19 protein-coding genes and 1 tRNA gene are annotated in these 25,875 nt (G+C 53.4%); 12 read left to right on the top strand and 8 right to left on the bottom strand.

Features of this window, described 5'->3' with window-relative positions; all coding sequences use genetic code 11:
* Nucleotides 1-28: 28 nt before the first annotated feature.
* The 4 genes from BLU47_RS13450 (at nt 29) to BLU47_RS13435 (ending at nt 9,146) form a co-directional block, all read left to right on the top strand.
* Nucleotides 29-2,047, top strand: coding sequence for a DUF5686 family protein (locus tag BLU47_RS13450; protein WP_091963924.1), 2,019 nt, complete (start codon nt 29-31; stop codon nt 2,045-2,047).
* Nucleotides 2,041-5,274 carry a UvrD-helicase domain-containing protein gene (locus tag BLU47_RS13445; RefSeq protein WP_091963921.1) on the top strand — a complete coding sequence of 1,078 codons (3,234 nt, stop codon included), beginning with the start codon at nt 2,041-2,043 and terminating at the stop codon, nt 5,272-5,274. The genes BLU47_RS13450 and BLU47_RS13445 overlap by 7 nt, the downstream gene beginning before the upstream one ends.
* Nucleotides 5,271-7,925, top strand: a complete 2,655-nt coding sequence (locus BLU47_RS13440) for a PD-(D/E)XK nuclease family protein (RefSeq protein WP_091963918.1) — start codon at nt 5,271-5,273, stop codon at nt 7,923-7,925. Before BLU47_RS13445 ends, BLU47_RS13440 begins: the two co-directional genes overlap by 4 nt.
* Before the next feature lie 306 nt (nt 7,926-8,231).
* The gene (locus tag BLU47_RS13435; protein ID WP_091963915.1) at nt 8,232-9,146 is read left to right on the top strand and encodes a serine O-acetyltransferase; all 915 of its coding nucleotides are present in this window, start codon (nt 8,232-8,234) and stop codon (nt 9,144-9,146) included.
* Here the strand turns inward: BLU47_RS13435 and BLU47_RS13430 are convergent.
* The 3 genes from BLU47_RS13430 to BLU47_RS13420 all read right to left on the bottom strand — a co-directional run bounded on the left by BLU47_RS13430 (nt 9,120) and on the right by BLU47_RS13420 (nt 14,953).
* Entirely contained in the window at nt 9,120-9,686 is a 567-nt protein-coding gene (locus BLU47_RS13430) for a hypothetical protein (protein ID WP_091963910.1), read from the bottom strand. The genes BLU47_RS13435 and BLU47_RS13430 overlap by 27 nt on opposite strands.
* 290 nt (nt 9,687-9,976) lie before the next feature.
* Nucleotides 9,977-11,278 (bottom strand): MFS transporter, encoded by a 1,302-nt coding sequence (locus BLU47_RS13425; protein WP_091963903.1) that lies wholly within the window; start codon nt 11,276-11,278, stop codon nt 9,977-9,979.
* Complete coding sequence (locus BLU47_RS13420; protein WP_091963896.1) at nt 11,279-14,953, bottom strand: DUF4922 domain-containing protein; 3,675 nt, start codon at nt 14,951-14,953, stop codon at nt 11,279-11,281.
* A gap of 86 nt (nt 14,954-15,039) precedes the next feature.
* On the opposite strand from BLU47_RS13420, the gene rlmN reads away from it, so the two are divergent.
* The 8 genes from rlmN to BLU47_RS13380 all read left to right on the top strand — a co-directional run bounded on the left by rlmN (nt 15,040) and on the right by BLU47_RS13380 (nt 22,068).
* Nucleotides 15,040-16,116: a dual-specificity RNA methyltransferase RlmN gene (gene rlmN, locus BLU47_RS13415; protein WP_091963893.1), complete on the top strand. Its 1,077-nt coding sequence runs from the start codon at nt 15,040-15,042 to the stop codon at nt 16,114-16,116.
* A 21-nt stretch (nt 16,117-16,137) separates the two neighbouring features.
* Nucleotides 16,138-17,280: a 4-hydroxythreonine-4-phosphate dehydrogenase PdxA gene (gene pdxA, locus BLU47_RS13410; protein ID WP_091963890.1), complete on the top strand. Its 1,143-nt coding sequence runs from the start codon at nt 16,138-16,140 to the stop codon at nt 17,278-17,280.
* Between the two features lie 66 nt (nt 17,281-17,346).
* On the top strand, nt 17,347-18,576 hold the full coding sequence (locus BLU47_RS13405) for a sigma-54 interaction domain-containing protein (RefSeq protein ID WP_091963887.1): 1,230 nt from the start codon (nt 17,347-17,349) through the stop codon (nt 18,574-18,576).
* Nucleotides 18,554-19,078: an LptE family protein gene (locus BLU47_RS13400; RefSeq protein WP_091963883.1), complete on the top strand. Its 525-nt coding sequence runs from the start codon at nt 18,554-18,556 to the stop codon at nt 19,076-19,078. Before BLU47_RS13405 ends, BLU47_RS13400 begins: the two co-directional genes overlap by 23 nt.
* Nucleotides 19,079-19,119: 41 nt before the next feature.
* Nucleotides 19,120-19,866, top strand: coding sequence for a hypothetical protein (locus tag BLU47_RS13395; RefSeq protein WP_091963878.1), 747 nt, complete (start codon nt 19,120-19,122; stop codon nt 19,864-19,866).
* A gap of 8 nt (nt 19,867-19,874) precedes the next feature.
* Complete coding sequence (secG, locus tag BLU47_RS13390; RefSeq protein ID WP_091963874.1) at nt 19,875-20,276, top strand: preprotein translocase subunit SecG; 402 nt, start codon at nt 19,875-19,877, stop codon at nt 20,274-20,276.
* Between the two features lie 90 nt (nt 20,277-20,366).
* A tRNA-His gene (locus tag BLU47_RS13385) sits at nt 20,367-20,440 on the top strand.
* A 335-nt stretch (nt 20,441-20,775) separates the two neighbouring features.
* Entirely contained in the window at nt 20,776-22,068 is a 1,293-nt protein-coding gene (locus tag BLU47_RS13380) for a site-specific integrase (RefSeq protein ID WP_091963869.1), read from the top strand.
* Nucleotides 22,069-22,526: 458 nt separating this feature from the next.
* Here the strand turns inward: BLU47_RS13380 and BLU47_RS13375 are convergent, their stop codons facing one another.
* The 5 genes from BLU47_RS13375 to BLU47_RS14900 form a co-directional block, all read right to left on the bottom strand.
* Complete coding sequence (locus BLU47_RS13375; protein WP_091963864.1) at nt 22,527-23,594, bottom strand: replication initiation protein; 1,068 nt, start codon at nt 23,592-23,594, stop codon at nt 22,527-22,529.
* Nucleotides 23,591-23,905 (bottom strand): hypothetical protein, encoded by a 315-nt coding sequence (locus BLU47_RS13370; RefSeq protein WP_091963861.1) that lies wholly within the window; start codon nt 23,903-23,905, stop codon nt 23,591-23,593. The genes BLU47_RS13375 and BLU47_RS13370 overlap by 4 nt, the downstream gene beginning before the upstream one ends.
* A gap of 13 nt (nt 23,906-23,918) precedes the next feature.
* Nucleotides 23,919-24,671, bottom strand: a complete 753-nt coding sequence (locus tag BLU47_RS13365) for a ParA family protein (protein WP_091963859.1) — start codon at nt 24,669-24,671, stop codon at nt 23,919-23,921.
* Between the two features lie 368 nt (nt 24,672-25,039).
* Nucleotides 25,040-25,519: an immunoglobulin-like domain-containing protein gene (locus tag BLU47_RS13360; RefSeq protein WP_091963856.1), complete on the bottom strand. Its 480-nt coding sequence runs from the start codon at nt 25,517-25,519 to the stop codon at nt 25,040-25,042.
* Between the two features lie 17 nt (nt 25,520-25,536).
* The coding region (locus BLU47_RS14900) for a hypothetical protein (protein ID WP_218131551.1) at nt 25,537-25,875 on the bottom strand (339 nt) is incomplete at its 5' end.

The following is a 25,875-nucleotide window of genomic DNA, read 5'->3' as shown; positions in this document are numbered from 1 at the left end:
TCCGAAAATTATTTGTAATTTTGGGGGCGTGAAACAAAAGCTACACATCATATTACTGATGCTGGGCATGTTGATTTCCATGCCTGGCATTTGTTTTTCACGCGATACGTCCGTTGACTCCTTAGTGCTTTTCCGTATATGGAACTACGCCAAGGAACATCGATTGGTCACCAATGGTGTTCAGCGTAACGTATATGTGGCATGTACGTTCAAGACCAACCGTCGCAACCCCACCCTGTTCCTCGTCCCCACGATGTATAGCATTGCCAAAGGAGAAAGGCAGTTCGTCGTCGAGTCATACTATAAGATGAAATTTCGCGACGCCTTCCAGTACGACCTTAGCCGTCAGGTGTTCAGCAGTACAATCCCGCATAACAGGACCGTCATGCCCACCATGCTACAATACATGACACCCAACCTGTACGATGAGACGCTCTATCCCGACAAGATGCTTTCCCCTTTTTATTACGGGAATCGCTTCTTCTACAAATACCGCATCATCCCCATCACCAATTCATTGTTCATTGTCCGCTTCCGTCCACGCACGAACAATACGCAACTTGTCAAGGGGCGAGCATTTGTCGACCTCGAGAGCGGGCGTATCAACTCCGTATCCTTTGAAGGTGAGTTCGACATGATATCATTCAATGTAACAGCTGCAATGGATATGACCGCCGAGAACATTGTGCTTCCCGACCGATGCGTCACAGAAGCCAAATTCAAATTTCTCGGCAATAACATCAGTGCGATGACACGTGCGTTCTATAATTGTCCGACTACACTACCCGATTCAGTTGAGAATGTCGAAGATTTGGAGATGATGAAGACGCTTCGTCCCACTCCGCTAACATTGCAAGAAGAGGAGATCTATGACCAGGAACAGCGCAAGAACGAGGAGAAAACCATAAACGCAGAAGCTGACACCACTGAGCACCACAGCAGTATCGTCGACTTCCTATGGGAGAAAATTGGCTACAACCTCATCAACTCGACCTATGCCGATGCCGGCCCTGCGTCGATGCGTATCTCACCACTGTTCAATCCGCTCTACTTCAGCTACAGCGGCAACCGCGGTTTCGCCTACAAACTGGACATCGGTCTGCAGTATAACTTCAACACGCACCGATATCTAACGCTAAATCCCAAAATGGGTTACAACTTCAAACAGAAGATGTTCTACTACATCACCCCTTTGCGCATGACATACAATCCCAAGCGCAACGGCTATGCGGAGATTACCTGGGCCAACGGCAACCGAATCAATCACGCCTCGCTTGTAGAAGACATCCAAGCGAAGATGGGTCCCAACTTCGAGGTTCCCGAGTTCCGCGACGAGTATGTTCAGTTGGTGAACAACGTGGAAGCCTTCGATTGGGTAGAGATTATGACAGGTTTGGTGTATCACCTTCGTCGTTCAAAAGACAGAGATTTGATGCGCTCCATAGGATTCCCCGATGAATACCGAAGCTTTGCCCCACTGCTCACACTTCACTTCAAGCCGTGGCAGGACAGAGGTCCAACGCTTACCGCCAACTACGAGCGCGGTATGAAGGGTGCCTTCCAATCAAATCTTGACTACGAGCGCTGGGAGTTTGACATGTCCTACAAGCAGAAGCTGAAGACCATGCGCTTGTTAAACATGCGTGTTGGCACAGGTTTCTACACACAGCGCAGTACCGACTACTTCGTCGATTTCGCCAACTTCCGCGACAACAACCTTGCCACCGGTTGGGACGACGACTGGACCGGTCAGTTCCAACTGCTGGACTCCCGCTGGTACAACGAATCCAACTACTACCTCCGCGGACATCTCTCGTTCGAGTCACCTCTCCTCGCGCTCACCTGGATACCCCTCATTGGCCGCATCGTGGAGACCGAGCGTCTCTACCTCAGCGCACTCTCCATTGAGCATCACCGTGCCTACTACGAACTGGGCTACGGTTTCAAGACACGATATCTATCCACCGGCTTTTTCGCCAATTTCCTCGGAGGCAGGCATCAAGGCTTCGGTTGCAAATTCACTATAGAACTATTCAGAAGATGGTAAAACCCCTCACTGTTTACAAGGCCAGTGCCGGAAGCGGAAAGACTTTCACACTGGCCACTCAATACATCAAATTACTTGTAGAAAACCCGATGAACTACCGCCACATCCTCGCCGTGACGTTCACCAACAAGGCGACGGAGGAAATGAAGATGCGCATTCTGTCGCAACTCTATGGCGTATGGAAAGGGTTGCCCGATTCCGAGAGTTACCTCCAGCGCATCATGGCAGACACCAGTTTCGACGCCCAGATGGTCAGCCGCCGTGCAGGAGAAGCCCTGCATCTGCTGCTTCACAACTACAACTACTTCCGCGTGGAGACGATAGACTCCTTCTTCCAAAGTGTGCTGCGCAACCTTGCCCGCGAACTGGATTTGACGGCCAACCTGCGCATCGGGTTAAACGACACACAGGTGGAAGAACAAGCCGTCGACCAGTTGATCGACTCGCTCACCCATACAGATGTGATGCTGCAGTGGCTGCTGAGCTACATCATGGAAAAGATTAGCGACGACCGCTCATGGAACATCATCGGACAGGTGAAGCAGTTCGGCAAGACCATCTTCCGCGATTATTATAAGGAACATAGCCAGTCGCTCAAGGAGAAGATAGGCACAGCCGGCTTCATCGAGGCCTATAGTGAGCAGTTGCGCCAGATACGCAAGGATGCCCGTGAACGGATGCAGGAGATTGCCGAGACGTTCTTCGACGCCCTCGACGGCGAAAGGCTGACGGTCGACGACCTGAACTACGGTAAGACAGGCGTGGCCAGTTTCTTCCTGAAGTTGCGCAACGGGCAGATGGACGAGGGTTCCGTGGGCAAGCGCGCCCTCGACTGCATGGGCGACCCGACGAAATGGTACGGCAAGAAGAGCGAGCACGCCGAGCAGATACACATGCTGGCCGAGACAACCCTGATGCCGATACTGCGCTATGCCATCGACGAGCGCCCCCGCCAATACCGGCTGTACCAGTCGGCCGACCTGACGCTGCGCCACCTCAGCCAGTTGCGCCTGCTGGACAGCATCGAGCAGAAGGTTCGCCAATTGAACGACGAGTCCAACCGCTTCCTGCTCAGCGACACGCAGCAGCTGTTGCATGCACTTATCAGCGACAGCGACTCCCCCTTTATCTTCGAGAAGATAGGCACTCAGCTGGAGTATATCATGATTGACGAATTCCAGGACACCAGCACGGTGCAGTGGCAGAACTTCAAGTTGCTGCTGCAGGAATGCATGAGCCACCAGCAATCCGAAAACCTCATCGTGGGCGACGTGAAGCAGAGCATCTACCGCTGGCGCTCGGGCGACTGGCGACTGCTCAACGCCATCGACCGCGAGTTTGCAAACGCTGAGGAGATGGTCACCGTGAAGCCCCTGGAGACCAACTACCGTTCCGAGCGCAACATCATCCTGTTCAACAACGCCTTCTTTACCGAGGCCGCGCGCCAGGAGTACGAACGGCTGAGCGAAGAGAACCCGTCGGGTGCCGACCAGTTGCGCCATGCCTACGCCGACGTGGAGCAACAAGTGCCTGCCAAGCGCAAGTCGGCGGGTCGCGTCAGCATCGAGCTGTTGCCTGCCGACGGCTACCGTGAGGCGACCTTCGAGCGTCTGGCCGACGAGATAGGCAGTCTGCTGGCCTGCGGTGCTGCGCCGGGCGACATAGCCATCCTTGTGCGCAGCAACAAGCTCATCCCTCAGATAGCCGACTACATGGCCGCCCACTTGCCTGACGTCCGTATAGTCAGCGACGAAGCCTTCCGCCTCGACGCGTCCGTTTCCGTCTGTCTGCTGATACAGGCCATGCACCTGCTGACCCATCCCGACGACCTTCTGGCCAAGGCCACGCTCGCCAAGCTATATCACCGTTCGGTGCTGGGCGACACGCGTGCCGAAGAGGATTTGCTGATACGCGACCAACCCTTGGACGACCTGCTGCCTGCCGCGTTTACCGGACAGACTACGGAGCTTCTGCAGTTGCCGCTCTACGAATTGGCCGAGCGTCTGTACGCCATCTTCGATTTGCAGCGCCTGAACGACCAGAGTGCGTATCTCTGCGCATTCTACGACCAGCTGAACCAGTTTACGCAAGACTATTCCACCGATATCGACGCCTTTGTCCGCGAGTGGGAATCGACCATCAGCGGGAAGACCATCCAGAGCGACGAGTCCGGCGGGGTGCGCATCCTGACGATACACAAGTCGAAGGGACTGGAGTTCCGCCACGTGCTGATTCCCTTCTGCGACTGGCGCCTTGAGATGCCCGACATCCTGTGGTGCGAACCCCACGAGGCGCCGTTCGACGCGCTGCCCATTGCGCCCATCGACTACAGCGAGAAGCAGATGATGGGCACCATCTACGAGCACGACTACAAGGACGAGCACCTGCAGAACACGGTGGACAACCTGAACCTGCTCTATGTGGCCTTCACCCGTGCCGTACACACATTATATGTTATAGGACAACGCAACACGAAGACGCGGTCGGCACTCATCGAGAGCGTGCTGCCCGCGCTGACGCTCGACGGCAGCGTGGTGAGCGGCATGGAGGACGAGAACGCAGCCATCGTGTTTGAATATGGCGACGCGGAAGGCATTGCGCTGAAGGCGGCTAAGGAGTCCGGTGCGCCGACGGACAATGTGTTCCTGCAGTCATCGACGCCCGTCCCTGTCAGCATGGAGAGCTTCACGGTGAAGACGGAGTTCCGCCAGAGCAACCGCAGCCGCGAGTTCATCGAGGGTGACGACGAGGAGGGTGCACCGCTGAGCTACATCAAGATGGGCAGCGTGCTCCACGAGGTATTCTCGCACATCCGCACCAGCGCCGACATCCCGCGCGCCCTGCAGCAGATGCAGTCGGAGGGTATTCTATACAATGACGACGTGACCAGCGAGCGACTGACGTCCATGATTCGCAAGCGACTGGAGGACGCTCGTGTGAGCGAATGGTACAGCGACCGTTGGCAGGTGTTCAACGAATGCACCATCCTGCAGACCGATGCTGACGGCCAGGTGGTTGAGCGCCGTCCGGACCGTGTGATCACCGACGGCACCGAGACGCGCGTCATCGACTTCAAGTTTGGCAGTCCGAAGGCTGAGTACATCGAGCAGGTCGGCGGGTATATGCAGTTGCTGCGGCGTATGGGCATGCCAGGTGTGACGGGGTGGCTGTGGTATGTGTATAGTAATAAGATTGAAGAGGTGAGAGGTGAGAATATAAGACTATGAAGGAATTTCTGAGATATGTGGCCGAGGATATTATCGGCAAGTATGGCACTGACCTGTCGCGCACGGTGGTGGTATTCCCCAACAAGCGCGCGTCGCTGTTTCTGAACGAGTGGCTGGCACGCACGGCAAAGGAGCCGCTGTGGAGTCCGGCGTATATCACCATCAGCGAACTGTTCCGGCAGCAGAGTACGCTCGATGTTGCCGACCCGGTGAAGCTGGTGTGCGACCTGCACCGGTCGTTCTGCGAGCAGACGGGTTCGGATGAGTCGCTCGACAAGTTCTACGGCTGGGGTCAGCTGCTCATCAGCGACTTCGACGACATCGACAAGAACATGGCCGACGCCGACAAGGTGTTTGCCAACCTGCGCGACATCCACGAGCTGGACGACCTGAGCTACCTCACCGACGAGCAGCGGCAGCTGCTGCGCCGCTTCTTCAGCCACTTCACCGACGAGCACGAGTCGGAGCTGAAGGAGCGTTTCCTCAGACTGTGGAGCCGCTTTGCCGACATCTACCACGAATTCAACAGTAGGCTGCGCGAGCAGGGACTGGCCTACGAGGGTGCGCTCTACCGCGAGGTGTGCAGCCGGCTGACCGATGCCGGCAGCGTCGCGTTTCCCTACGACCGCTACCTGTTCGTGGGCTTCAACCTGGTGCAGCGTGTGGAACAGCAACTGTTCAGCCACCTGCAGCGCGAGGGGAAGGCCCGCTTCTACTGGGACTTCGACCACTACTACATGGGTGAGCATGAGGCCGGCCGGTATATCAGCCAGTATCTGGGGGCTTTCCCCAACGAGCTGGACATCACCGACGACGACATCTACCGACAGTTCCGCCAACCGAAGACGGTGCGGTACATGGCGGCGCCCACGGAGCACATCCAGGCCCGCTACGTCAGCAACTGGCTGCGCGAGAACCGCCGCTACGAGGACGGGCGCCGCACCGCCATCGTGCTGTGCAACGAGGGCCTGCTGCCCACGGTGATTCACTGTCTGCCCGACGAGGTGGAGAAGGTGAACGTCACCACGGGCTATCCGCTGTGGCAGACCCCCGTGGCGTCGTTCATCCAGCGATACTACGACCTGGTGGTTGGCGGCCGCTCGGCGCGTCTGTTGCGCGCCTTCCACCGCCATCCCTACGCCCGTTTCGTCAGCGACGACGGTGCGCCGCTGCTACAGATGCTCAAGGAGATAGCGCGCCAGGGCGGTGCCGAGAGCGACGACCCGCTGTTCCAGGAGTCGCTGTTCAGGGCCTACACGCTGGTCAACAGGCTCGACGGCCTCATCGTCAGCGGGGACCTCGTGGTGAGCGACCAGACGCTGCAGCGGCTGACGGTGCAACTGATGCAGCAGTCCAGCATCCCCTTCCACGGCGAGCCTGCCGAGGGTGTGCAGATCATGGGTGTGCTGGAGACGCGCAACCTTGACTTCGACCACGTGCTGCTGCTGTCGTGCAACGAGGGCAACATGCCCAAGGGTGTGAACGACAGCTCTTTCATCCCGCACAGCATCCGTCAGGCTTACCAGCTGACCACCGTCGAGAACAAGGTGAGCATCTACGCCTACTATTTCCACCGTTTGCTGCAGCGCGCCGGCGACGTGACCGTGCTGTACAACAACTCGACGGAGGACGGTCAGCGCGGCGAGATGAGCCGGTTCATGCTGCAGATGATGGTGGAGAGCGGGCACCGCATCACGCAGCACACGCTGCAGGCCGGCAAGCAGACCGAGCGCTGGGTGCCCGTGGCCGTGAGCAAGACGGAGCGCGTCATGTCACTGATGAACAGCGGCCTGCAGACGCTGAGCCCGTCGGCCATCAACCGCTACTTGCGCTGCCAGCTGCAGTTCTACTACCGCTACGTGGCTGGCGTACTGGAACCGGAAGTGCCCGATGACGAGCAGGAGCTGGACAACCGCGTGTTCGGCAACGTGTTCCACGAGGCTGCCGACATCATCTACCACCAGTTGCCCAGCCGCGTGACGGACGACGTGCTGGCGCATCTGCTGAAGTCGAAGGTGGAGATAGAGCGCGCCGTTGACGAGGCGTTCCACCGCCAGTTGCCCGACATGCCGGCTGGCGGACTGCACATCATCAACCGCGAGGTCATCATCCACTATCTCAGGCAACTGCTTGAGATTGACCGCCGGCTGGCACCGTTCACCATCCTGGGGCTGGAGTGCGACGTCTACGACCAAATCGGCGGCAGGCGCATCGGCGGGCGCATCGACCGGCTCGACCTGGTTGGCGAGGGCACGCCGCAGGAGCGCATCCGCGTGGTCGACTACAAGACGGGCGGCAGCCGGCTGAAGGCCATGGCCGACGTGGATGCCATCTTCGACCCCGCGCAGGTTCACAACCACAGCGACTACTACCTGCAGACCATCCTCTATGCCGACATCGTCAGCCGCCAGCGCCGCAAGGCCGTCTCGCCCGCCCTGCTGTTCATCCAGCATGCCGGTGCCGCCGACTACGACCCGACGCTGAAGTTGGGCAAGGAGCTCATCACCGACGTGGCGCGATACTCCGAGCGCTTCAACGAGCTGCTGGCCCAGACCGTCGACGAGCTGTTCAACCCCGCCGTCGACTTCCGCCCCACGGACGACGCCACCCTCTGCCGCAGCTGTCCCTATGCACAGTTTTGCAGGAGATAAAGACTTTGTGGCCATCACTCGACGCCCGAGTGGCCAGAAAAAGACATTGGGAGCATCACTCGGCGCACCGAGTGGTCGTGCCAACGACTTTTTTGCGAGTACTCGGCGCACCGAGTGGTCGTGCCAACGACTTTTTTGCGGTACTCGGCGCACCGAGTGGTCGTGCCAACGTCTTTTTTGGACCACTCGGCGCACCGAGTGGTCGATTTTTATAGGAAAAAAAAAGTTAAAGACCGGGAAATATGCCCCGCCTTTTATGAGATATTCGTAAATTTGCGCATTCAAAAACAAAAAAACGAACACATTATGGACAACAAGAACGAAATACTGCTGAAGAACGTCAGGCTGCTCTCCGTCATGGGCGACCACGAGCGCGGCATGATGCCGCAGACCGAGGCACCCCTGCCGTCGGTGGAGAAAGTGAAGCAAATCGTCACGCTGGTGAAGAACATCATCTTCCCCGACTACTTCAACAAACGACAGCCCGACGAGGACATCCGATCGTACTACATCGGCGTACACATGCAGGAACTGGTGCGGCTCCTGACCAAGCAGATAGCCCACGGACTGCAGTTCTGTGAAGACTGCGAGTGCATACAGACGCGCGACGACGTCTACCGCGAGGCCGGGCGGCTCACCATGGCGTTCATCGACGCGCTGCCCGAAATCAAGCGACTCCTATACACCGACGTGCAGGCCATGTTCGACAACGACCCCGCGGCACCCAACTACGGCGAAGTCATCTTCTGCTACCCCAGCATGAACACCATGACGCACTACCGCATGGCCCACAAGCTGCACGAGCTGAAAGTGCCCGTCATACCGCGCATCATCACCGAACTGGCACACTCAAAGACCGGCATCGACATACACCCCGGCGCACAAATCGGCGAGTACTTCGCCATCGACCACGGCACAGGCGTCGTCATCGGCGAAACCACCATCATCGGCAACCACGTCACACTATACCAGGGCGTGACACTCGGCGCAAAGAGCTTCAAATACGACGCCGACGGCAACATGCTCAACGTGCCGCGACACCCCATACTCGAAGACTACGTCACCGTCTACAGCAACGCCTCCATCCTGGGCCGCATCACCATCGGCCACCACTCAACAATAGGAGGAAACATCTGGCTCACCCATGATGTTCCCCCCCATTCGCGAATCCTTCAGTCGAAAGCCGTCGACGCCTCATTCAGCGGCGGACTGGGCATTTAGCACCTTCGCAAAGGCACCCCGGGCCACACGCTCGCCATTGACGGCAGCGTCATCGTCAGCACCGGCGGCACGGCGCCCCCAGTAGCTGCCACCACGGTAGGGATCCCAGTTGAAATTGCCGTCGTAAGCCAGCGAGAACTCGATGTCGCGGCGCGTGCCGTCGTACATAAAACCACGGAAATAGCTGGAATTCAACTGGTAGTCGTAAATCTCAACATAATAGTCGTCGTACGGATAATAGATGCGGATAACGCCGCGGTTGACCTCCCACTCTATCGGCGAATAGTAATAGCTGCCGTAAGGGTCGTTCAAATCGTAGTCCACCTCGTAACCGGTGCCGCCATAGGTGTCACGCTGAGCGAAATTGATGGTGGTACGGTAGTCGGAACCCACCAGTCCCCAACGGTCCACATAGTAAGCGCTGATATATCCGCTCCACTGGCCGTTGAGCGTGTTGGCCTCGTAGGCATCGCGGTCGCAACTGGTAAAGGTGGTCAGTGCAATGACTGACAAAGCGAGGAAAGTGAAAATCTTCTTCATAGTCGTATCGTTTAATTGTTTTTGATGTTGCAAAGGTACGGCATTTCCCCTCAATTGACAAGAGATATTTCCTAATTTGGCATAGGGAATTTCCTATTTCAAGGGGATTTTGTAGTTTTTTCATGCAAAAAACGTAAAAAAACAGGAAAAGTCATTGCCATGTCAGGAAAAAACCTTACTTTTACATCGCGTTAAGGAACAAAATGATTTCTTTTCCATTATTAATACTATCATCAAAGCATGAGGCGGCACGATTGTGAAATCCTGCCGCCTCGATACGTATAGACACCTTATGCCGCTGTCGGCTCCCCGCTCTCGTCCTGCTTCTTGCCGAACTCAGGGTCAACCTTGATAAAGGCTGTCACGGCGAACGTGATGGCGCAAAGGAACATGACCATGATGAAGAAAGCATTGTAACCCAGCTGGTCCTTCATCCATCCCGACAGCATGCCCGGAAGCATCAGGCCGAGGTAGGAGAACGCCGTGCAGAACGCATAGTGCGACGTCTGGAAATCGCCCTTCGAGAAATACAGCATGTAGAGCGTCAGCGCGGTAAAGCCTAAACCATAGCCGAACTGCTCGATGAAGATGCACGAACTGATGAGCACCAGGTTGTCGGGCATGGCATAGCTCATGTAGACATAGACGATGTCGGGCAGCGTGATGGCACACACCATCGGCCACAGCCAGCGCTTGAAACCGTCGCGACCTGCCAGCAGTCCGCCAAGGATGCCGCCTAACGTCAAGCCGATGACACCAATCGTGCCACTGGCCAGTCCGAACTCCTGAGGCGACAGTCCCAGGCCGCCTGCCGAGTTCGGGCGCATCAGGAACGTCACGCTCATCTTGCCAAGCAGTGCCTCGGGGAAACGGTAGAACAACAGGAAGAGCATGGCATACATCATCTCCTTCGGCGGCAACTTCTGGAAAAAGGTGCGGAAGGCGGTCACAATACCGGTGGCCACTTCATGGGCGCTGGTGTTGTGACGCTGGTCGGCAGCAGAGTGTGGCATGACATACACATGATACAGCCAGATGCCGATGAACAGCGCCGCCATACCGTAGAACACCAGGCTCCACGTGAAGGCTTTCTGGTCGCGGAACATCAATTGCAACATGCCAGCTGCAGGTATCAGCACACCGTTTCCGAAGATGACGGCCAGACGGTAGAACGTGTTGCGGATGCCCACAAACCACACCTGCTGGTGGTCGTCGAGCTCAAGCATGTAGTAGCCGTCGGCTGCAATGTCGTGCGTGGCACTCGAGAAGGCCATCAGGAAGAAGAAGGCCATCGAGCCCTGGAACCAGAACGGCGCATTCAGCGTGAATCCCACGCCGGCAAGCGACGATCCTAACAACAACTGCATACTGATGACCCACCAGCGCTTCGTCCGGTAGAGGTCGACGAACGGACTCCACAGGGGCTTGATGACCCAAGGCAGACCGAGCCATCCCGTATAGAGCGCAATCTCGGTGTCGGTAAGTCCTAACTGCATGTACATCACTACCGCAACGGTCATCACAACGACGTTGGGCAATCCTTCGGCAATGTAAAGTGTGGGCACCCAAGCCCACGGATTTCTTTGTTTCATTTAATAGATACGTTTGATTTCAGCTCCACGATAGTAGTGAAGCAGAATTTGTTCATAATTATAGCCTTGCTGACCCATCACGGCGGCACCAATCTGACAGAGACCAACACCGTGGCCCCAGCCCTTGCCATGGAGACGGAAGCCCGTAGCGGTCTTCTCCACGTCGAACGCCGAGCTGTAGAGGTGACTCTCGCTGAGCGCACGACGGATTTCCAGTTCCTTGCCAATGGTCAGTGTCTTCTTCGTACCCACAATCTTGAGCTTCCAGATACGGCCGCTCTTGCCACGCTCCAACGGAATGAGGTCGGTAATCTGACCGAAGTCTTCCTTCAGCTTCTCACTGACGAGTCGTGACAGTTCGTCGGTCGTATACTCCACCGTCCAGCGGTAGAAGTCGTTGGTCTCCTGGTCGTAATCATTGAGCACTTGCGACAGCACGGCCTTGTCGTTGGTATTGCAGAACGGGTCGGCAACGGATACCAGATAGGGCTTCGGCGTATCTTCCCAGCAATACTGGAATTCCTCGGTCACGCCGCCGCAGCACTTCGAGAAGCGGGCGTCGCAAATCTCGTCACCATAGCACAGAATCTGGCCGCGTGTGGCTTTCAGCGCCTGCTCGACAGCCGGACTCGTCTGCTTAGTGATGCCTTGGTATCGCTGGCAATGGTCGTCGGCACACACGTCGAAGATGGTATGGTCCTCACGGTCGTACCAGCGAATCATCTCGTCATCCTTCTTGACAAACGAGAAGAAACCGTTCTTCTGCTCTTGGTTGTCCTTGCGGCGACGTATCTGCGCCAACAGCCATGAGCGGGAGATGACTGCATGAGCCTTCAGCAACTCCAGCCCTGCAGTAGCCTTCATCTCACTGGAAATGACACTCGCCAGATACAGTTCCACAGGTAATTCGTTGATGGCGGTTATCTTATCGGCCTCAACCACAAGTTTCAGCGTGCCCAGGAAGACCTGCGTCTCCTTGCGCTCCCAATGGAAGTTGACACCGATAGTAACGTCGTAGAGCGAGAATGACGACTGGCTCGACTGGGGCGCAAACGTCAGTTCACGGTACTGGTTACCATTCCACAGGATGCCACCCTCCGAGAATTCTACGGTCTGATCGCCCTTGATGGTCTCACCCTTGGCGGTGTAGGCGCCGTTCAATGAGAACTGTATCTTCTGACCACTCACAATGCCGACGGTCACCATGGGCTGTTCCTCCTTCGCATGAGCCGCCTGCGACTTCAAGCCATCGGTCTTAATGCGCTTGATGATGTCCTGCAACTGCTCCTCGCTGACGGAAACCTCGCGATAGATGCCGGTCACAACTTCGGGGGTCAGGCGTCGGAAGTCTTCTTCACGTGGGGTGATAATCAGACCACCCATGTCAACAGCTCCCGGACTGATGATGTATTGTGCATCGCCTGTAGCGGTATAGCAGTCAGGACGATGTTTCTTACGAGGCAACACTACACACAGCAAATCGTCGCCGCTGCTCCATGCAATGACATTCATCATCGGCTCGGTATGGTCTTCCGAGGGAGGCAGACAGCGGTACAGCAACTTGAACAGCTGTTCGCATCGTTCTACGCTATGGCCCTTGATAACCAATGCGGCGGCGGGATAGCCAGCAATGTGCCAGATGCCTTCGTCGTCCTCACACTTATACACTTCGACGAGATTTCTACTGAGTCGCTGCCAAGAGCGTTGCAAAGGCAACTCGCCGCTGCTCACGGCCTGCAGATGGGCATGGTCGGGGGCTGATGCCCCGCATCGTGGACCATTATATAATATGGTAAGGTCACGATTGCGGCGTGCCAAGTGCAGCAGTTCGCCTATCATGGGCAATATGCGCTGCGGCTGGTGGGCCAGCGTTGGCAGCGTTATGTGTACGGGCAATATGGGGAACGGGTTGACCAGCAACTCATAGGCACGGTCTACCACGCGGTGCATCTGTTCTTTCGGACGGTTCTTGGCACAAAGGAAACACGGACGCTCGGCAATCGATTTGGCATCGATCTTGGCTCCCGTAGAACGAATACGGGCAGGATTCCACTGCACCGCCATCGCAATGTCGTCAGTCATCAGCTCGCGCGTCTCCACATCTTCCAGTTCACGATAGCGTTGGCGCACATCTTCCCATGTCTGCAACTGACGATGGAAGAAGCGCATCAGTGGTGATTCGCTCATCACGTCGGCCCTACCCTGCACCATCTGTTGACGGGCATGCAGCTCCAATGTGCGCAAACGGTCTTTATACAGGTTATTGGCATTAATCTTTTCTACCGACAGGGCTGCGTCGGAGTTGCCTCCCCAACGACGACAGAGATACAATTCGGTGAAAATGCGGCCGATACGGTAGCGGCGAGAGAACATCAGTCCAAGGGCATAGTCTTCTCCATAGGAAGTATTGGGGAACTGCACCTGTCTGAGCAACGGAGTAAAGAAAGCTCTTGGAGCACCGAGACCGTTAATCCTCAGTGCATTATTGGGTCCGTTCTCGTCGGTCCATTCCTTATGGTCTATCAGTCCTGGAGGAAGCGTATTCAACTCGAAGTCACACATGCGGTACGAGCCAATCATCATAGCTGCCTTCTGTTCATAAAAGGCATCAACGATGGTCTGCAAGGTCTTGGGGGAAGAGTATAAATCATCAGAATCCAACTGCACGGCAAAGCGTCCACACTGCTGACTGTTGATGGCCATGTTCCAGCATCCGCCGATACCCAAATCAGTGCGCTCAGGCACGATATGCACGAGACGATTATCCTTCTGAGCCAGCTCATGCAAGATATCAGTAGTGCCGTCCGTTGAGTGGTTGTCTACGACGATGACGTTGTATTTGAAGGTGGTTTGTTGCGACAAGGCACTCTCCACAGCATCACGCACAGTCTTGGCACGATTGAAAACGGGGATGACCACCGAGGCCTCCATGTCAAACTCCTGTTCAGCGAAGTCCACCTCACCGTACTGGGACGTGTCGACCAGTGCGTTCACCTCATGCAGATGTGCGGTGCAGGCTTGTTCCATCTCTATCTGTACGGCACGATTGGCTGGGTTCACGTAGTCAAACTGCTTCACTCCCGAGGCGCGAAGATCGGTTTCTTCCTCGGTATAGAGGTATTCATTCAGATGCAAGATTTGTCCCTCACGGCTCAGGAACAGGCGCAGGTCGTAGAGCCCGGCATATTGGTAGTCGCGTTCACGTTCGCTCGTCGCATACTTATGCAGCAATGTCGTGCGCACCAACCACAGACTGCCAAAGTCAAAGTCGTCACGCAGCGATCCGTCTTGATAGTCAATGACTGGGTGAGCCTTGCGCTCACCATGTTCCATCGTGTATCGGTCACTATACACCATTGCGGCACCGGAGTCGCCTGCCACCAACAACAACCGGCTCAGAGCTGTACTACCCAGCGTCAACGGTTGGGGTTTCAGACAGAGCAACACATATTCTGACACTGTATGCTCGGCTATTTTCATCACAAGGTCGGTACCAGTCAGCGTCTCCGTTACCAGGAAAGTGCATCCGTTCAAGGGTTCTTGGTTCTTAGCGATATCCTCATTCACCAACAGGAACACATGTTTTACATCACTGTTGGTACGCAGATGGGCAACAAGGGATTCCAGTTCAGTTGGTGTATTACATGCTAAAAAGCAGTCAATACTTTGTTTCATGCTATATAATAAATTAATTAGGTGCAAAGATACAAAAAACCAACCAAATGACCGCAATATTCGGAGGAAATTTGTACCTTTGCAGCATGAATGCGCAAAAAAAAAGACTTTTGGGACTGACACCAACGGAACTAAAAGCTGTTGTCGGCAGTTTAGGTATGCCTGCCTTTACGGCAAGGCAGATAGCCCAATGGCTCTATGTCAAGCACGTCAACACGATTGACGAGATGACCAATCTCTCCAAGCAAAACCGTGCGTTATTGGCTGAGCAATACGAGGTGGGCACCATGCCTCCCATCGACTGCCAACGCTCCGTTGACGGTACCATCAAATACCTTTTTCCCGTTGAGGCTGATAATGGCCAACTCTTCGTCGAGACGGTGTTTATCCCTGACCACGACCGTGCCACTCTTTGTGTCTCATGCCAGGTAGGATGCAAGATGAACTGCCTCTTCTGTCAGACTGGCAAGCAGGGATGGAACGGCAATCTAACGGTCGCAGACATCTTGAATCAAATTATCGCATTGCCTGAGATAGAGCAACTTACGAACATCGTCTTTATGGGACAAGGCGAGCCAATGGATAACCTTGATGCCGTCTTGGGAGTCTGCAAAATCATGACTGCCGACTGGGGATTTGCTTGGAGCCCGAAGCGCATCACGGTAAGCTCCGTCGGTGTTCGCGGGAAGCTCAAAAGGTTCCTCGATGAGAGTCCTTGCCATGTAGCCATCTCCATGCACTCACCACTCCACGAGCAACGATTAAGTCTCATGCCTGCCGAAAAAGCCATGCCGCTGCAAGAGACCATCGACCTGCTTCGCCAATACGACTTCACCCACCAACGCCGATGCTCGTTCGAATACATCTGCTTCGGTGGTATGAACGACTCTCCGGCATTCGCTCGCGAGATTGTCCGTCTACTAGAAGGACTGGAATGCCGCGTCAACCTCATCAGGTTCCACGAAATACCCGGTGTCGACCTACCCGCTTCTGACGAGAAACGAATGGAAGCCCTGCGCGACTATTTGACACATCACGGCATCACGACAACCATCCGTGCCAGTCGCGGACAAGACATCTTTGCGGCGTGCGGATTGCTCAGCACTGCCCGCCAAAGCAATCAGTCCCATCAGCCCCATTTGCCCCATTTGCCCCATAATTAAAAAATTAATAACATCAATACAATGGAACAAGAACAAAAGATTCGTGTGGCTATCACACAAGGAGATACCAATGGTGTCGGTTACGAAGTCATCCTCAAGGTCTTTGCTGCCCCTGAGATGCTCGAACTTTGCACACCTATCATTTATGGCTCGTCCAAGATTGCAGCCTACCATCGCAAAACACTCAATCTGGAGACCAACTTCTCCACCATCAACAACGCAGAGGAGGCCCGAGACGGACGTGTGAACCTACTCAATTGCTTCGACGAAGATATCAAGGTGGAAATAGGACAGCCCTCACAAGAAGCCGGACAAGCAGCACTCGTCGCACTCGACCGTGCCATGACAGACTTCCGTAAAGGCTTGTACGACGTACTCGTTACAGCCCCCATTAACAAGGCTACCATCCAGAGTCCGTCATTCCATTTTCCCGGACACACCGAGTACATTGAAACCAGCGTGGGAGACGGCAAAAAAGCCCTTATGATTCTCATGAACGAGACACTCCGCGTGGCATTGGTAACTACCCATCTGCCCGTCAAGGATATTGCCACGGCTATTACCAAGGAGTCCATCATCGAGAAAGCTACCATATTCCATCAGGCACTCAAGCGCGATTTCCGCATTTCCTGTCCACGTATTGCCGTGCTTTCGTTGAATCCACATGCCGGCGACGACGGTCTGCTTGGCTCCGAGGAGAAGGCCGTCATCACCCCCGCTATCGAAGAACTCGCCGACAAGGGCATTCAGGCTTTCGGTCCCTATGCTGCCGATGGGTTCTTTGGCTCAGGCACCTACGACAAATTCGACGGTGTGCTGGCTATGTACCACGACCAAGGACTGGCACCCTTCAAGACCATTGCCCTCGAGAGTGGTGTCAACTACACTGCCGGCCTGCCCATCGTTCGCACCTCGCCAGACCACGGAACGGCTTACGACATTGCAGGCAAGGGTATTGCCGACGAAAACTCCATGCGTCAGGCTATCTATACAGCCATCGACGTGTTCCGCAATCGTCAGGACTACGACGAGCCTTTGCAGAACCCACTGCCCAAGCTTTTCCACGAGAAACGCGAAGATGGCGACAAAGCACGCTTTGCCAAACCCAAAGATATGTTCAAGAAAGACAAAGAGGCAAACAAGAAAACAGAGGCAGAAAAATAAATTTCTGCCAATATATGCCATTATGTCAGATTTTTATTGTACCTTTGCGGGCTAAAGACTGCAAATATGAAAACTTCCGAACTGCAGAACATCAAACAGCGTTACAATATCGTAGGCAACTGCGAGGCATTGAATAACGCGCTCGACGTCGCTCTCAAGGTGGCGCCGATAGACCTTAGTGTTCTCATCATCGGAGAAAGCGGTGTCGGCAAAGACATCCTACCACGCCTCGTGCACGACAACTCACCAAGACGCCGTGAGAAGTACTTCGCCATCAACTGCGGAGCCATCCCCGAGGGTACTATCGATAGCGAACTGTTCGGACATGTCAAGGGCTCCTTCACCGGAGCCATCGGCGATTCACAAGGCTATTTCGGAGCTGCCAACAAGGGAACACTCTTTCTCGACGAGGTCGGTGAGCTACCTATGGCCACACAGGCCCGACTGCTTCGTGTATTGGAGAACGGCGAGTACATCCCCGTGGGTGCCACTGAGGTACGCAAGACCGACGTCCGCGTAGTAGCAGCCACTAATGTCAACATCCAAAAAGCCATTAGCGAAGGACGCTTCCGTGAAGACCTCTATTACCGTCTGAACCAAGTACAGATACAGATGCCCCCATTGCGCGAACGTGGCGAGGACATCGTATTGCTGTTCCGCCTCTTCGCCATGCAGATGGCAGAGAAATACCGTATGGACAAAGTCGTGCTCAGCGACGAAGCCAAACAGATGCTTATGCGCTACAAATGGCCGGGCAATATCCGACAACTGAAAAGCATCACCGAACAGCTCTCCGTACTAAGCACCGAGCGCCTCATCACTCCTGAAATCCTGGCACGGTTCATCCCCCAGAATCAGGAAACCACCCAACTGGCCACCATCCATAACGAGGGCGACCACACCTTTGAGAACGAGCGCGAGATACTCTATAAGATACTCTTCGAACTACGATCCAATGTCAACGACATGCGACGTGAGATGAGCACACTCAAGAAACAAATAGAGGACGTACAGGGAACCGGACATCAGTCGGCACCACTTCCCACATCACAACTGGCTCCCATCCAGCCCATCCAGCCCATCAACTCCACGATGGAGGATGCCGTTGCAGAGGAATATATTGAGCCGGAACACGAACTAGAGAACCTCAACGTCAGCGACTGGAGCCGTCAAGCACTTGAGAAAGCTCTTGAGCGCAATGCCGGCAACCGCAAGAAAGCAGCTCAGGAACTGGGCATCAGTGACCGCACACTCTACAGAAGATTGAAGCAATATGGACTCGATAAAGACAAATAAGCTACTCCTTGGTCTCTGCCTGGCAGCCACCCTGCTTTTGGCAGCCTGTTCCGTCAGCTATAAGTTCAACGGAGCCAGCATCGACTATACCAAGACCAAGACCATTCAGATAGCCGACTTCCCCATTCGTTCCAGCTATGTCTGGGGACCTATGGGACCACTCTTCAACAACGAGCTGAAAGACCACTTTGCCAACCACACCCGACTTAGTCAGGTCAAACGTAATGGCGACCTGAAACTGGAAGGCGAGATAACGCAATACCAACAACGTAACAAGTCGGTAAGTGCCGAAGGCTACTCCGCACAAACGGAACTATCCATGACCGTCAACGTGCGTTTCACCAACAACACCAACCACTCGGAAGACTTCGAGCGCCAGTTTACGGCCCAGGCCAGTTACGAGACAACCCGCTCGCTCAACTCCGTACAGGAAGAACTCGTCACACAGATGTGCAAAGAACTCTGCGACCAGATATTCAACGCCACCGTTGCCAACTGGTAACTGAGAGAGAAAAAACAATAGCAATAATCAAAAATAGGGATATGGAAATAACAACACTCATCAACCACCCGGAACGACTTGACCGCGATACGCTGTTCGAGTTGCGTTCCACGCTGGCCCTCCATCCCTATTACCAGACGGCACGCCTGCTCATGCTCCAGAACCTCTATCTGCTGCACGACCCTTCGTTCGACGAAGAACTGCGACGAGCCGCCATTTATATCACCGACCGCAAGACCATCTTCAATATCGTCGAGGCGGCACACTACACGTTGCGCAAATCACAGCACACATCGACACCGTCGACAGGCAATCCAAACCGCACCGTCGACCTCATCGACAACTTCCTCGAAACCATTCCAGTCGAGAATGACGAGAAGAAAGAAGCCAAGCGTAAGCCTACTCCTGCCGACGCAACCGTCGACTATGTAGCCTACCTCCTGCAATGTGAAGCCGACGAGCAAGACACCAAGCAGCAGGCACCAAAGATGAGAGGACAAAGCCTCATCGACAATTTCCTGGAACAAGAACAGGGACGCATCCTGCTCAGTGATATTCCATTGGACACCCCCGAAGAGGATGTTCCTAACGACGAAAACGATGGCGAAGAAGAAGAAGAATACTTCACCGAGACACTCGCACGTATCTACATCAAACAAGGACGCTATCAGAAAGCACACGACATCATTGCACGGCTCAGTCTGAAGTATCCGCAGAAGAACACCTACTTCGCCGACCAAATGAGATTCTTAGAAAAATTAATAATAAACAACAAAAACAAAAATTAAAAAGTAACATGTACACATTATTTGTAATTCTTATCGTGATTGCAGCCATACTGATGATCGGTATCGTGCTGATTCAAGAGTCAAAAGGTGGCGGTCTGTCATCAAGTTTTGCAGGCTACAACCAGGTAGCCGGTGTCCGCAAGACCACCGACTTCATCGAGAAAGCCACATGGGGCCTCGCTGCTGCTATGGTCGCCATCAGCATCGTCTGTGCCTGGGTAGCACCCACCGCAACCGTCGACAGCTCTGTAATGGAGAACATCGAGAACCCTGTTACCAACCCCAACAATTTGCCTGGCTTCGGTGCTAGCCAGCAGAAGGACGCTGCTGCTCCCGCTAAGGAAGCTGCTCCCGCTGCTGAAAAACCCGCCGCAGAAGCCCCTGCAGCTCCTGCTCAGCCAGCTAATTAATAGGTAAATCAAAAAAAGTACGGGATTTATTTGGTTATCTCAAATAAAACCCGTACCTTTGCACTCGCTTTTAGAAAGCAACATTCGATGGTGCCCGTAGTTCAGTTGGTTAGAGCGTCAGATTGTGGTTCTGAATGTCGTGGGTTCGAGTCCCACCGGGCACCCTCCCTTCAAAAAGCGGGAATCTCCAGTAAATAAACGGAGTTCCCGATTTTTTATGCCCAGAAAGTTGGTTTCCATTTTTGGAAATGAGAGCCAAATTTGAGCCGAAAATAGCCGCAAAATAGCCGCAAAATGGCTCAAAAATCTGAAAATAGCCGCAAAATAGCCGCAAAAATTTCAGGGGGTACGTAAGGAACGGTATTTTTCGAAATTCTTACAAAATTGACGCAGTAAGAGTTCGAGTGACGCAAAACAAAAATGTAATATGACACAGCGGTGTCAGGATTGAAAATACGCAAGGACGGTACATGATAATAACAATTAAAAAGTTAAAGTTATGGCCACTATTGCAATTGAATTAGGGAAGGTATCTTCCAAGAACACAAGAGAGGTTTATCTCCTGGTTAGACAGGGAAAATCTAGACGCAGAGTTAAGACCGGCGTAAAGCTAGCTGAGTCTGAGTATTCGAAAGAGACTGGCAGAATTAAGTCTCCTGCAAAAGCAAGAATTGTTGAAAAGCTCAGAAATGAGTTTGAGGACAATCTGGAGGCAGTTGAACAAGCCTCCGTGAATGCAGAAACAACAGACGGTGATTTCATCACAAGTCAGATTATCAAGAAGCAGGAAGTCAAGACGCTGGACTTCTTTACTTTCACTGAGGAATGGCTGACTCGATCAACCATCAAGAGCGCGAAGAACTACAGATGTATGTTGAACACGCTTGAAGCGTTCAATGGTAGGCGCAGTCTCCTCTTTCAGGACATCAATGTTCGCTTCCTCAAAGATTTTGAGGTCTATCTCAAAGATCGTCCCAGAGCCAAGTCGATGTATATTGGCCTCATTCGTCATCTTTTCCGTGAGGCGATGATTGAGTACAATACCGATGACGAGACGGTTATCAAAACCGACCCCTTTCAGCGTTACAAGGCTCCAAGACAGGTGATGAAGAAAGGTGTGAGGGCTTTGAGTCTGGAGGATTTCATGAAGGTTGTGAACTATAAGCCAGAGGGAGCAGGGCGCAAACTGCTGGCGCACGACTGCTTTATTCTTTCGTTCTGCCTGATGGGCATGAACTCGGTTGACCTCTACAACGTGAAGAAACTGGAGCATGGCATCATGAAGTATAACCGCACTAAGACCAAAGACCGCCGAAGTGATGAAGCGTATATTGAAGTCCGGGTGCATCCGTTCATCAAGAGCCTCATGGCCAAATGGAAAGGCACTGGTGGCTATGTATTCAAATTCCATGATCGCTTCAAGCATCCAGAGGATTTCAATCGTTCACTCAATGTCGGATTGAAAGCTATTGGCGATGATCTGCACATGCCAGGACTGCAATTTTATCAGGCCCGCCACACCTTCGCCACCCTATCCCGAAACATGATGAAGTTCAGTAAGAGTGATGTCGATGAAGCCCTCAACCATGTAGGCAGCTACGACATTGCCGATGTCTATATCACCAAGGATTTCTCGATTATCAACGAGAACAACTACAAGCTGATAGACCGCGTGTTCGATCTGGAGCCTACTCCGATGGATGTCAAGGCAAAGGCCGTTCCTCGTAAGCACGAAGCCAAGGAGGAAACTGCCGAAACTAAGGGTAAGACCACTAAATCCAAGAAGAAATGACTCATTCACAGGCATTTACCGAGTTCCCGCACCAAGTTTTAAAGTGTGGGGATTCGGTTTTAACTTGTGGGATATGCCACTCTTCTGACGGTTTTAAAGTGTGGGGATTCGGTTTTAAAGTGTGGGGATTCGGTATCACAAACGGCCTGATTCAACGCCATTTCCGCCAATCCGATAGAGCATAATAATAGTCCATGCCAATAACAGGCATGCCGAAGGTCAAAAATTGCTTTCCAAGAATTGATTAATAAAAAATATCGTTATGATTCACGGTTTTTCAGGCCCTCGCGCCCCCGCAGAAAGTAAGTTTTAAAGTGTGGGGATTCGCGCCCGCGAACAAGTTTTAATGTGTGGGGATTCTTCATACCTTTGGTATGACCCCAAAACGAAAGTAGCCCGCCAAGCATCTAAGCTCGACGAGCCGCTAACTTATTGACTACCAGCCAACAAAGTAAGGATTATTCGCCTTTTCTGGCCGATTTCTTACTATCCTTTTCAGCCTTCTCTACCTCACCTCTGATGGCTTGAATCACCCAGCCGATGCCCATTACCTCACCGCTCTTTTTCCTTCTGCGACCTTGGATGTCCTCCAATGTTCCCAACACGTCAGGCAACAGCTTTACTGCCTTTATCAGCAGTTCTTTGTGTGGACTCAAACTATTTCTGTCGAAGCCCATCTGCTGCTTCATGTAGTTCGTCACCTGTGGAGATATGAAGCCTAACGAGACCTTGGCTGTCAGATGTACCCTCTCCAATTCTTGGTCTCTGAACTTCTCTTGATAGACGGGCATCAGCTCAAATCCCACTACAGGACTCTTGCAATTGTTCGGATTCTCGCGCAGTTTCTCGTAGGTGAACGTATAGGGACACGTCTCGTCGAGCATCCGCTTCACAGGCCTCAGTACCCGTTCCTCCAAGTGGTCAATACGGTCTTTTCCGTCCTTCCGATACTTCTCTGCAGGTATGCCCAGCCAGCTCTTCAGTTCCGCAATACTAAGGCGAAACGGCCTTTCCTGTCCGCTCATAATCATGTAGAACTGCAGAGCCGACGATGTAGGCAGTGCCAACGCCTTGTTCAACTCAAAACGCTTGAAGCCAAGCGAGAAGTCCGACAGCACATCCCAGATACGGTTATCCACCTCCACCGTAATCATCCCCGACCGATACACATACGTCGCATTGTTGATGAATCCGCACACCGTATAGCGGTTCTCATCCTTGTACTCAAACGACCGGCTGCGCAGTGCATACAGAGCCTTCTCGATGTCGTGGTGCTTCATCTTCGTGTTGAAGAGCACATCAGAGGCAGGCATGGTGATGGTCACGTTAAACAGCCCCAAGTCAATCTTGTGCAGATGGTCTTTCAATTTGATACCCTTCAGATGATTCGAGGCATACTCCATGATACGCAACACCACGCGCTGCTCCAGAATCGACATCTCCTTTTGCCGCGCCCAGGTATAGACAAACGAGGTCACGATGTCCTTGTTCTTTGTCGGGATGACCGCCAGTTCCTTTCTGCTCATGCCTCGTCCTCCATGCCGAACACCGCGCTGGCATTACCCCGTTTGGCTTTCTTCACTCTGATCTCACCGTTCTTCTGCTCGTAGTTGCTGATGGCCATGTTCAGCCCTGCAGCGAAGATGTCTTTCAGCGCAATACCCTCACGCTCGGCAATCGCCCTCACCTTCGCCATCTGGCCCGACTCAATCAGCGTACACACATGCTCCATCTGCTTCTTTGCCTTGGAGCCTGTTCTCACTCTACGTCCCGTTTCCACCTCCGGCTCACTCGTCAGGTTCTCCACGAGGTCGCTCATATCAAACTCTTTTTTCATCCTACTTATCGTTTTAATGGTTCATACTCTCAATCAGTTCCTCGGCAAATGCCAGATAGTCCTGCGCCCCATTGCTTTTGGGTGCATAGGTCACGATGTCCTGGGCCTCGTAAGGTGCCTCTGCCAGACTCACATTCTTGCGGATCTTTGTCTGATACACTGTCTTTCCCAGGGAGTCGCGCAGTTGCTTTTCCACACCCCTACCAAGCTTTGTTGACTCCCATCGTGTTATCAGAATACCAGAGATATGCGCATTCGGATTCAGCCGACGGCGCACCATCACAATGAAGTTGTTGATCATGGCCAGCCCTTTGAACGGCAGTACTTCGGCCACCAGTGGGATGATGATGTCAGTACTGGCCGTAAAGGCATTCAGCGTCAGCAGTCCCAACGATGGCGGACAGTCTATCAGAATATACTCAAACTTGCCAGACACCTTCTCCAGCAACTCTGCCAACAGTCGCTCCCTGGCCATAGCCGAGGCCAGTTCCAAGTCGGCCATTGCCAACTGAAGCGTAGCTGGAACCAAGAACAGATTTTCACTCAACGGAATAATGGGCATCTCACTCTTACCCAACAGTGCCGAATAGATGGAAGTGTCGGCCTCCCCTTTCATTAGGCTACTGGTCAGGTTCGACTGGGCATCCAAATCCACAAGCAACACACTGTGTCCCTTAGCAGCAAGGATGGAACCGACACTTGCAACCGTTGTTGTTTTACCTACGCCTCCCTTGTGGTTGGCGACCGAAATAATCTTTGTTTTCATACCTTAAATATTTGAATACTTATTATCTTATTGCAATATTTCCATATTTTTGTATGCAAAGGTATAGAATATTTTGAAATATCAAACAATAATTGGTCTAAAATTAAGATAATTTAAAATTAAAATTCAAACTATTCAAATATTCAGTAACTATTTCCTATTAATACATATATATATTATAGTTGCATATAGCAATATCATTGTATTGGCGTATTTCCATATTTATGTGCATATTTATTATTATATTGCTTTATGCCTCTATTACTGTATTTCAACGAAAGCCCGTGTCTCGCCGTAGTTACTACGGAAAGACACGGTTTTTTCGTGTTATCCTTCTACTTCCTATAGAAATAGGTCGTATTATCTTCTTACCTATAGACAGGTGTGGGGAAGGTGATGGTGCCGGGGATGTAGAAGTCGTCGGAGAGGGTGCGGCCGTCTATCTGTTTCGTCAGGCGGTAGTGGCCGGGCGTGAGGTGGAGCAGGCCGATATGGCCATAGACGGTGGCGGAGCCGTGGGCGGCTACGGTGCTCAGGACGGAGGCGAAGCCGAAGTTCTTGGGGAATGGAACTTGCTGCCAGTGGCCGTCAGTCTCGCGTTCGATGGTGTACTCCTGTCCGTAGTTCACATCGTAGTCGTTGGGATTGATGATCCTCGCCTGCACCACAGAGTCGCTTCGCGAGATGCTTTTGTCGATGATGACGAGGCGCAGGGTGTCTGCACTGGTCGCAGCCTCGGTGTTGTCCGTCGGCTGTGCCACATCTGCCACCGCCTGCCGTGCCGTTGGACGACAAGAGGCGAATGCGAGGGTGGCAATCAGGAGAAAGAGAAGTTTTGCTTGGTTCATCGTGTGATAAAATGTTTTCAGAAAATTGGTTCGGTCTCCCCGCGCTGGTAGTTGATCCAGCCGTCGGGGGCTTTGACGTAATAGCCTTGGATGCGGAGGGTGGTGGCGTCGGCGTAGGCGAAGGTGAGGGCGCAGGAGTAGGCCATGTAGTCGCGCCCGGCATCGTCGTAGGTGGCGGTCAGTTGCAGGCAGTTGCGCTTCTCGCCGCTGTTGCCCTCGGGACTCCAGTATCTCAGCTGCCATGTTCCCGTGAACGTGCCGCTCAGTTCCACGTCCTCCCAGTCGGTGTAGCGTTGCTCGCCGTCGATGGTGACGGGCTTGCGGGTTTGCCATTTGCGCATTCCCGTCAGTGTGCC

It is taken from the genome of Prevotella sp. tc2-28, from assembly GCF_900107705.1.
GTDB lineage: Bacteria > Bacteroidota > Bacteroidia > Bacteroidales > Bacteroidaceae > Prevotella.
The sequence above is the reverse complement of the archived record's forward strand: the minus strand, read 5'-3'. Positions and strand labels throughout refer to the sequence as shown.

Excerpts from the sequence above, each read along its gene's own strand:
- BLU47_RS13445 (WP_091963921.1), top strand. The coding sequence starts at position 2,041 with ATGGTAAAACCCCTCACTGTTTACAAGGCCAGTGCCGGAAGCGGAAAG.
- BLU47_RS13440 (WP_091963918.1), top strand. The coding sequence starts at position 5,271 with ATGAAGGAATTTCTGAGATATGTGGCCGAGGATATTATCGGCAAGTAT.
- BLU47_RS13435 (WP_091963915.1), top strand. The coding sequence starts at position 8,232 with ATGGACAACAAGAACGAAATACTGCTGAAGAACGTCAGGCTGCTCTCC.
- BLU47_RS13430 (WP_091963910.1), bottom strand. The coding sequence starts at position 9,686 with ATGAAGAAGATTTTCACTTTCCTCGCTTTGTCAGTCATTGCACTGACC.
- BLU47_RS13425 (WP_091963903.1), bottom strand. The coding sequence starts at position 11,278 with ATGAAACAAAGAAATCCGTGGGCTTGGGTGCCCACACTTTACATTGCC.
- BLU47_RS13420 (WP_091963896.1), bottom strand. The coding sequence starts at position 14,953 with ATGAAACAAAGTATTGACTGCTTTTTAGCATGTAATACACCAACTGAA.
- rlmN (WP_091963893.1), top strand. The coding sequence starts at position 15,040 with ATGAATGCGCAAAAAAAAAGACTTTTGGGACTGACACCAACGGAACTA.
- pdxA (WP_091963890.1), top strand. The coding sequence starts at position 16,138 with ATGGAACAAGAACAAAAGATTCGTGTGGCTATCACACAAGGAGATACC.
- BLU47_RS13405 (WP_091963887.1), top strand. The coding sequence starts at position 17,347 with ATGAAAACTTCCGAACTGCAGAACATCAAACAGCGTTACAATATCGTA.
- BLU47_RS13400 (WP_091963883.1), top strand. The coding sequence starts at position 18,554 with ATGGACTCGATAAAGACAAATAAGCTACTCCTTGGTCTCTGCCTGGCA.
- BLU47_RS13395 (WP_091963878.1), top strand. The coding sequence starts at position 19,120 with ATGGAAATAACAACACTCATCAACCACCCGGAACGACTTGACCGCGAT.
- secG (WP_091963874.1), top strand. The coding sequence starts at position 19,875 with ATGTACACATTATTTGTAATTCTTATCGTGATTGCAGCCATACTGATG.
- BLU47_RS13380 (WP_091963869.1), top strand. The coding sequence starts at position 20,776 with ATGGCCACTATTGCAATTGAATTAGGGAAGGTATCTTCCAAGAACACA.
- BLU47_RS13375 (WP_091963864.1), bottom strand. The coding sequence starts at position 23,594 with ATGAGCAGAAAGGAACTGGCGGTCATCCCGACAAAGAACAAGGACATC.
- BLU47_RS13370 (WP_091963861.1), bottom strand. The coding sequence starts at position 23,905 with ATGAAAAAAGAGTTTGATATGAGCGACCTCGTGGAGAACCTGACGAGT.
- BLU47_RS13365 (WP_091963859.1), bottom strand. The coding sequence starts at position 24,671 with ATGAAAACAAAGATTATTTCGGTCGCCAACCACAAGGGAGGCGTAGGT.
- BLU47_RS13360 (WP_091963856.1), bottom strand. The coding sequence starts at position 25,519 with ATGAACCAAGCAAAACTTCTCTTTCTCCTGATTGCCACCCTCGCATTC.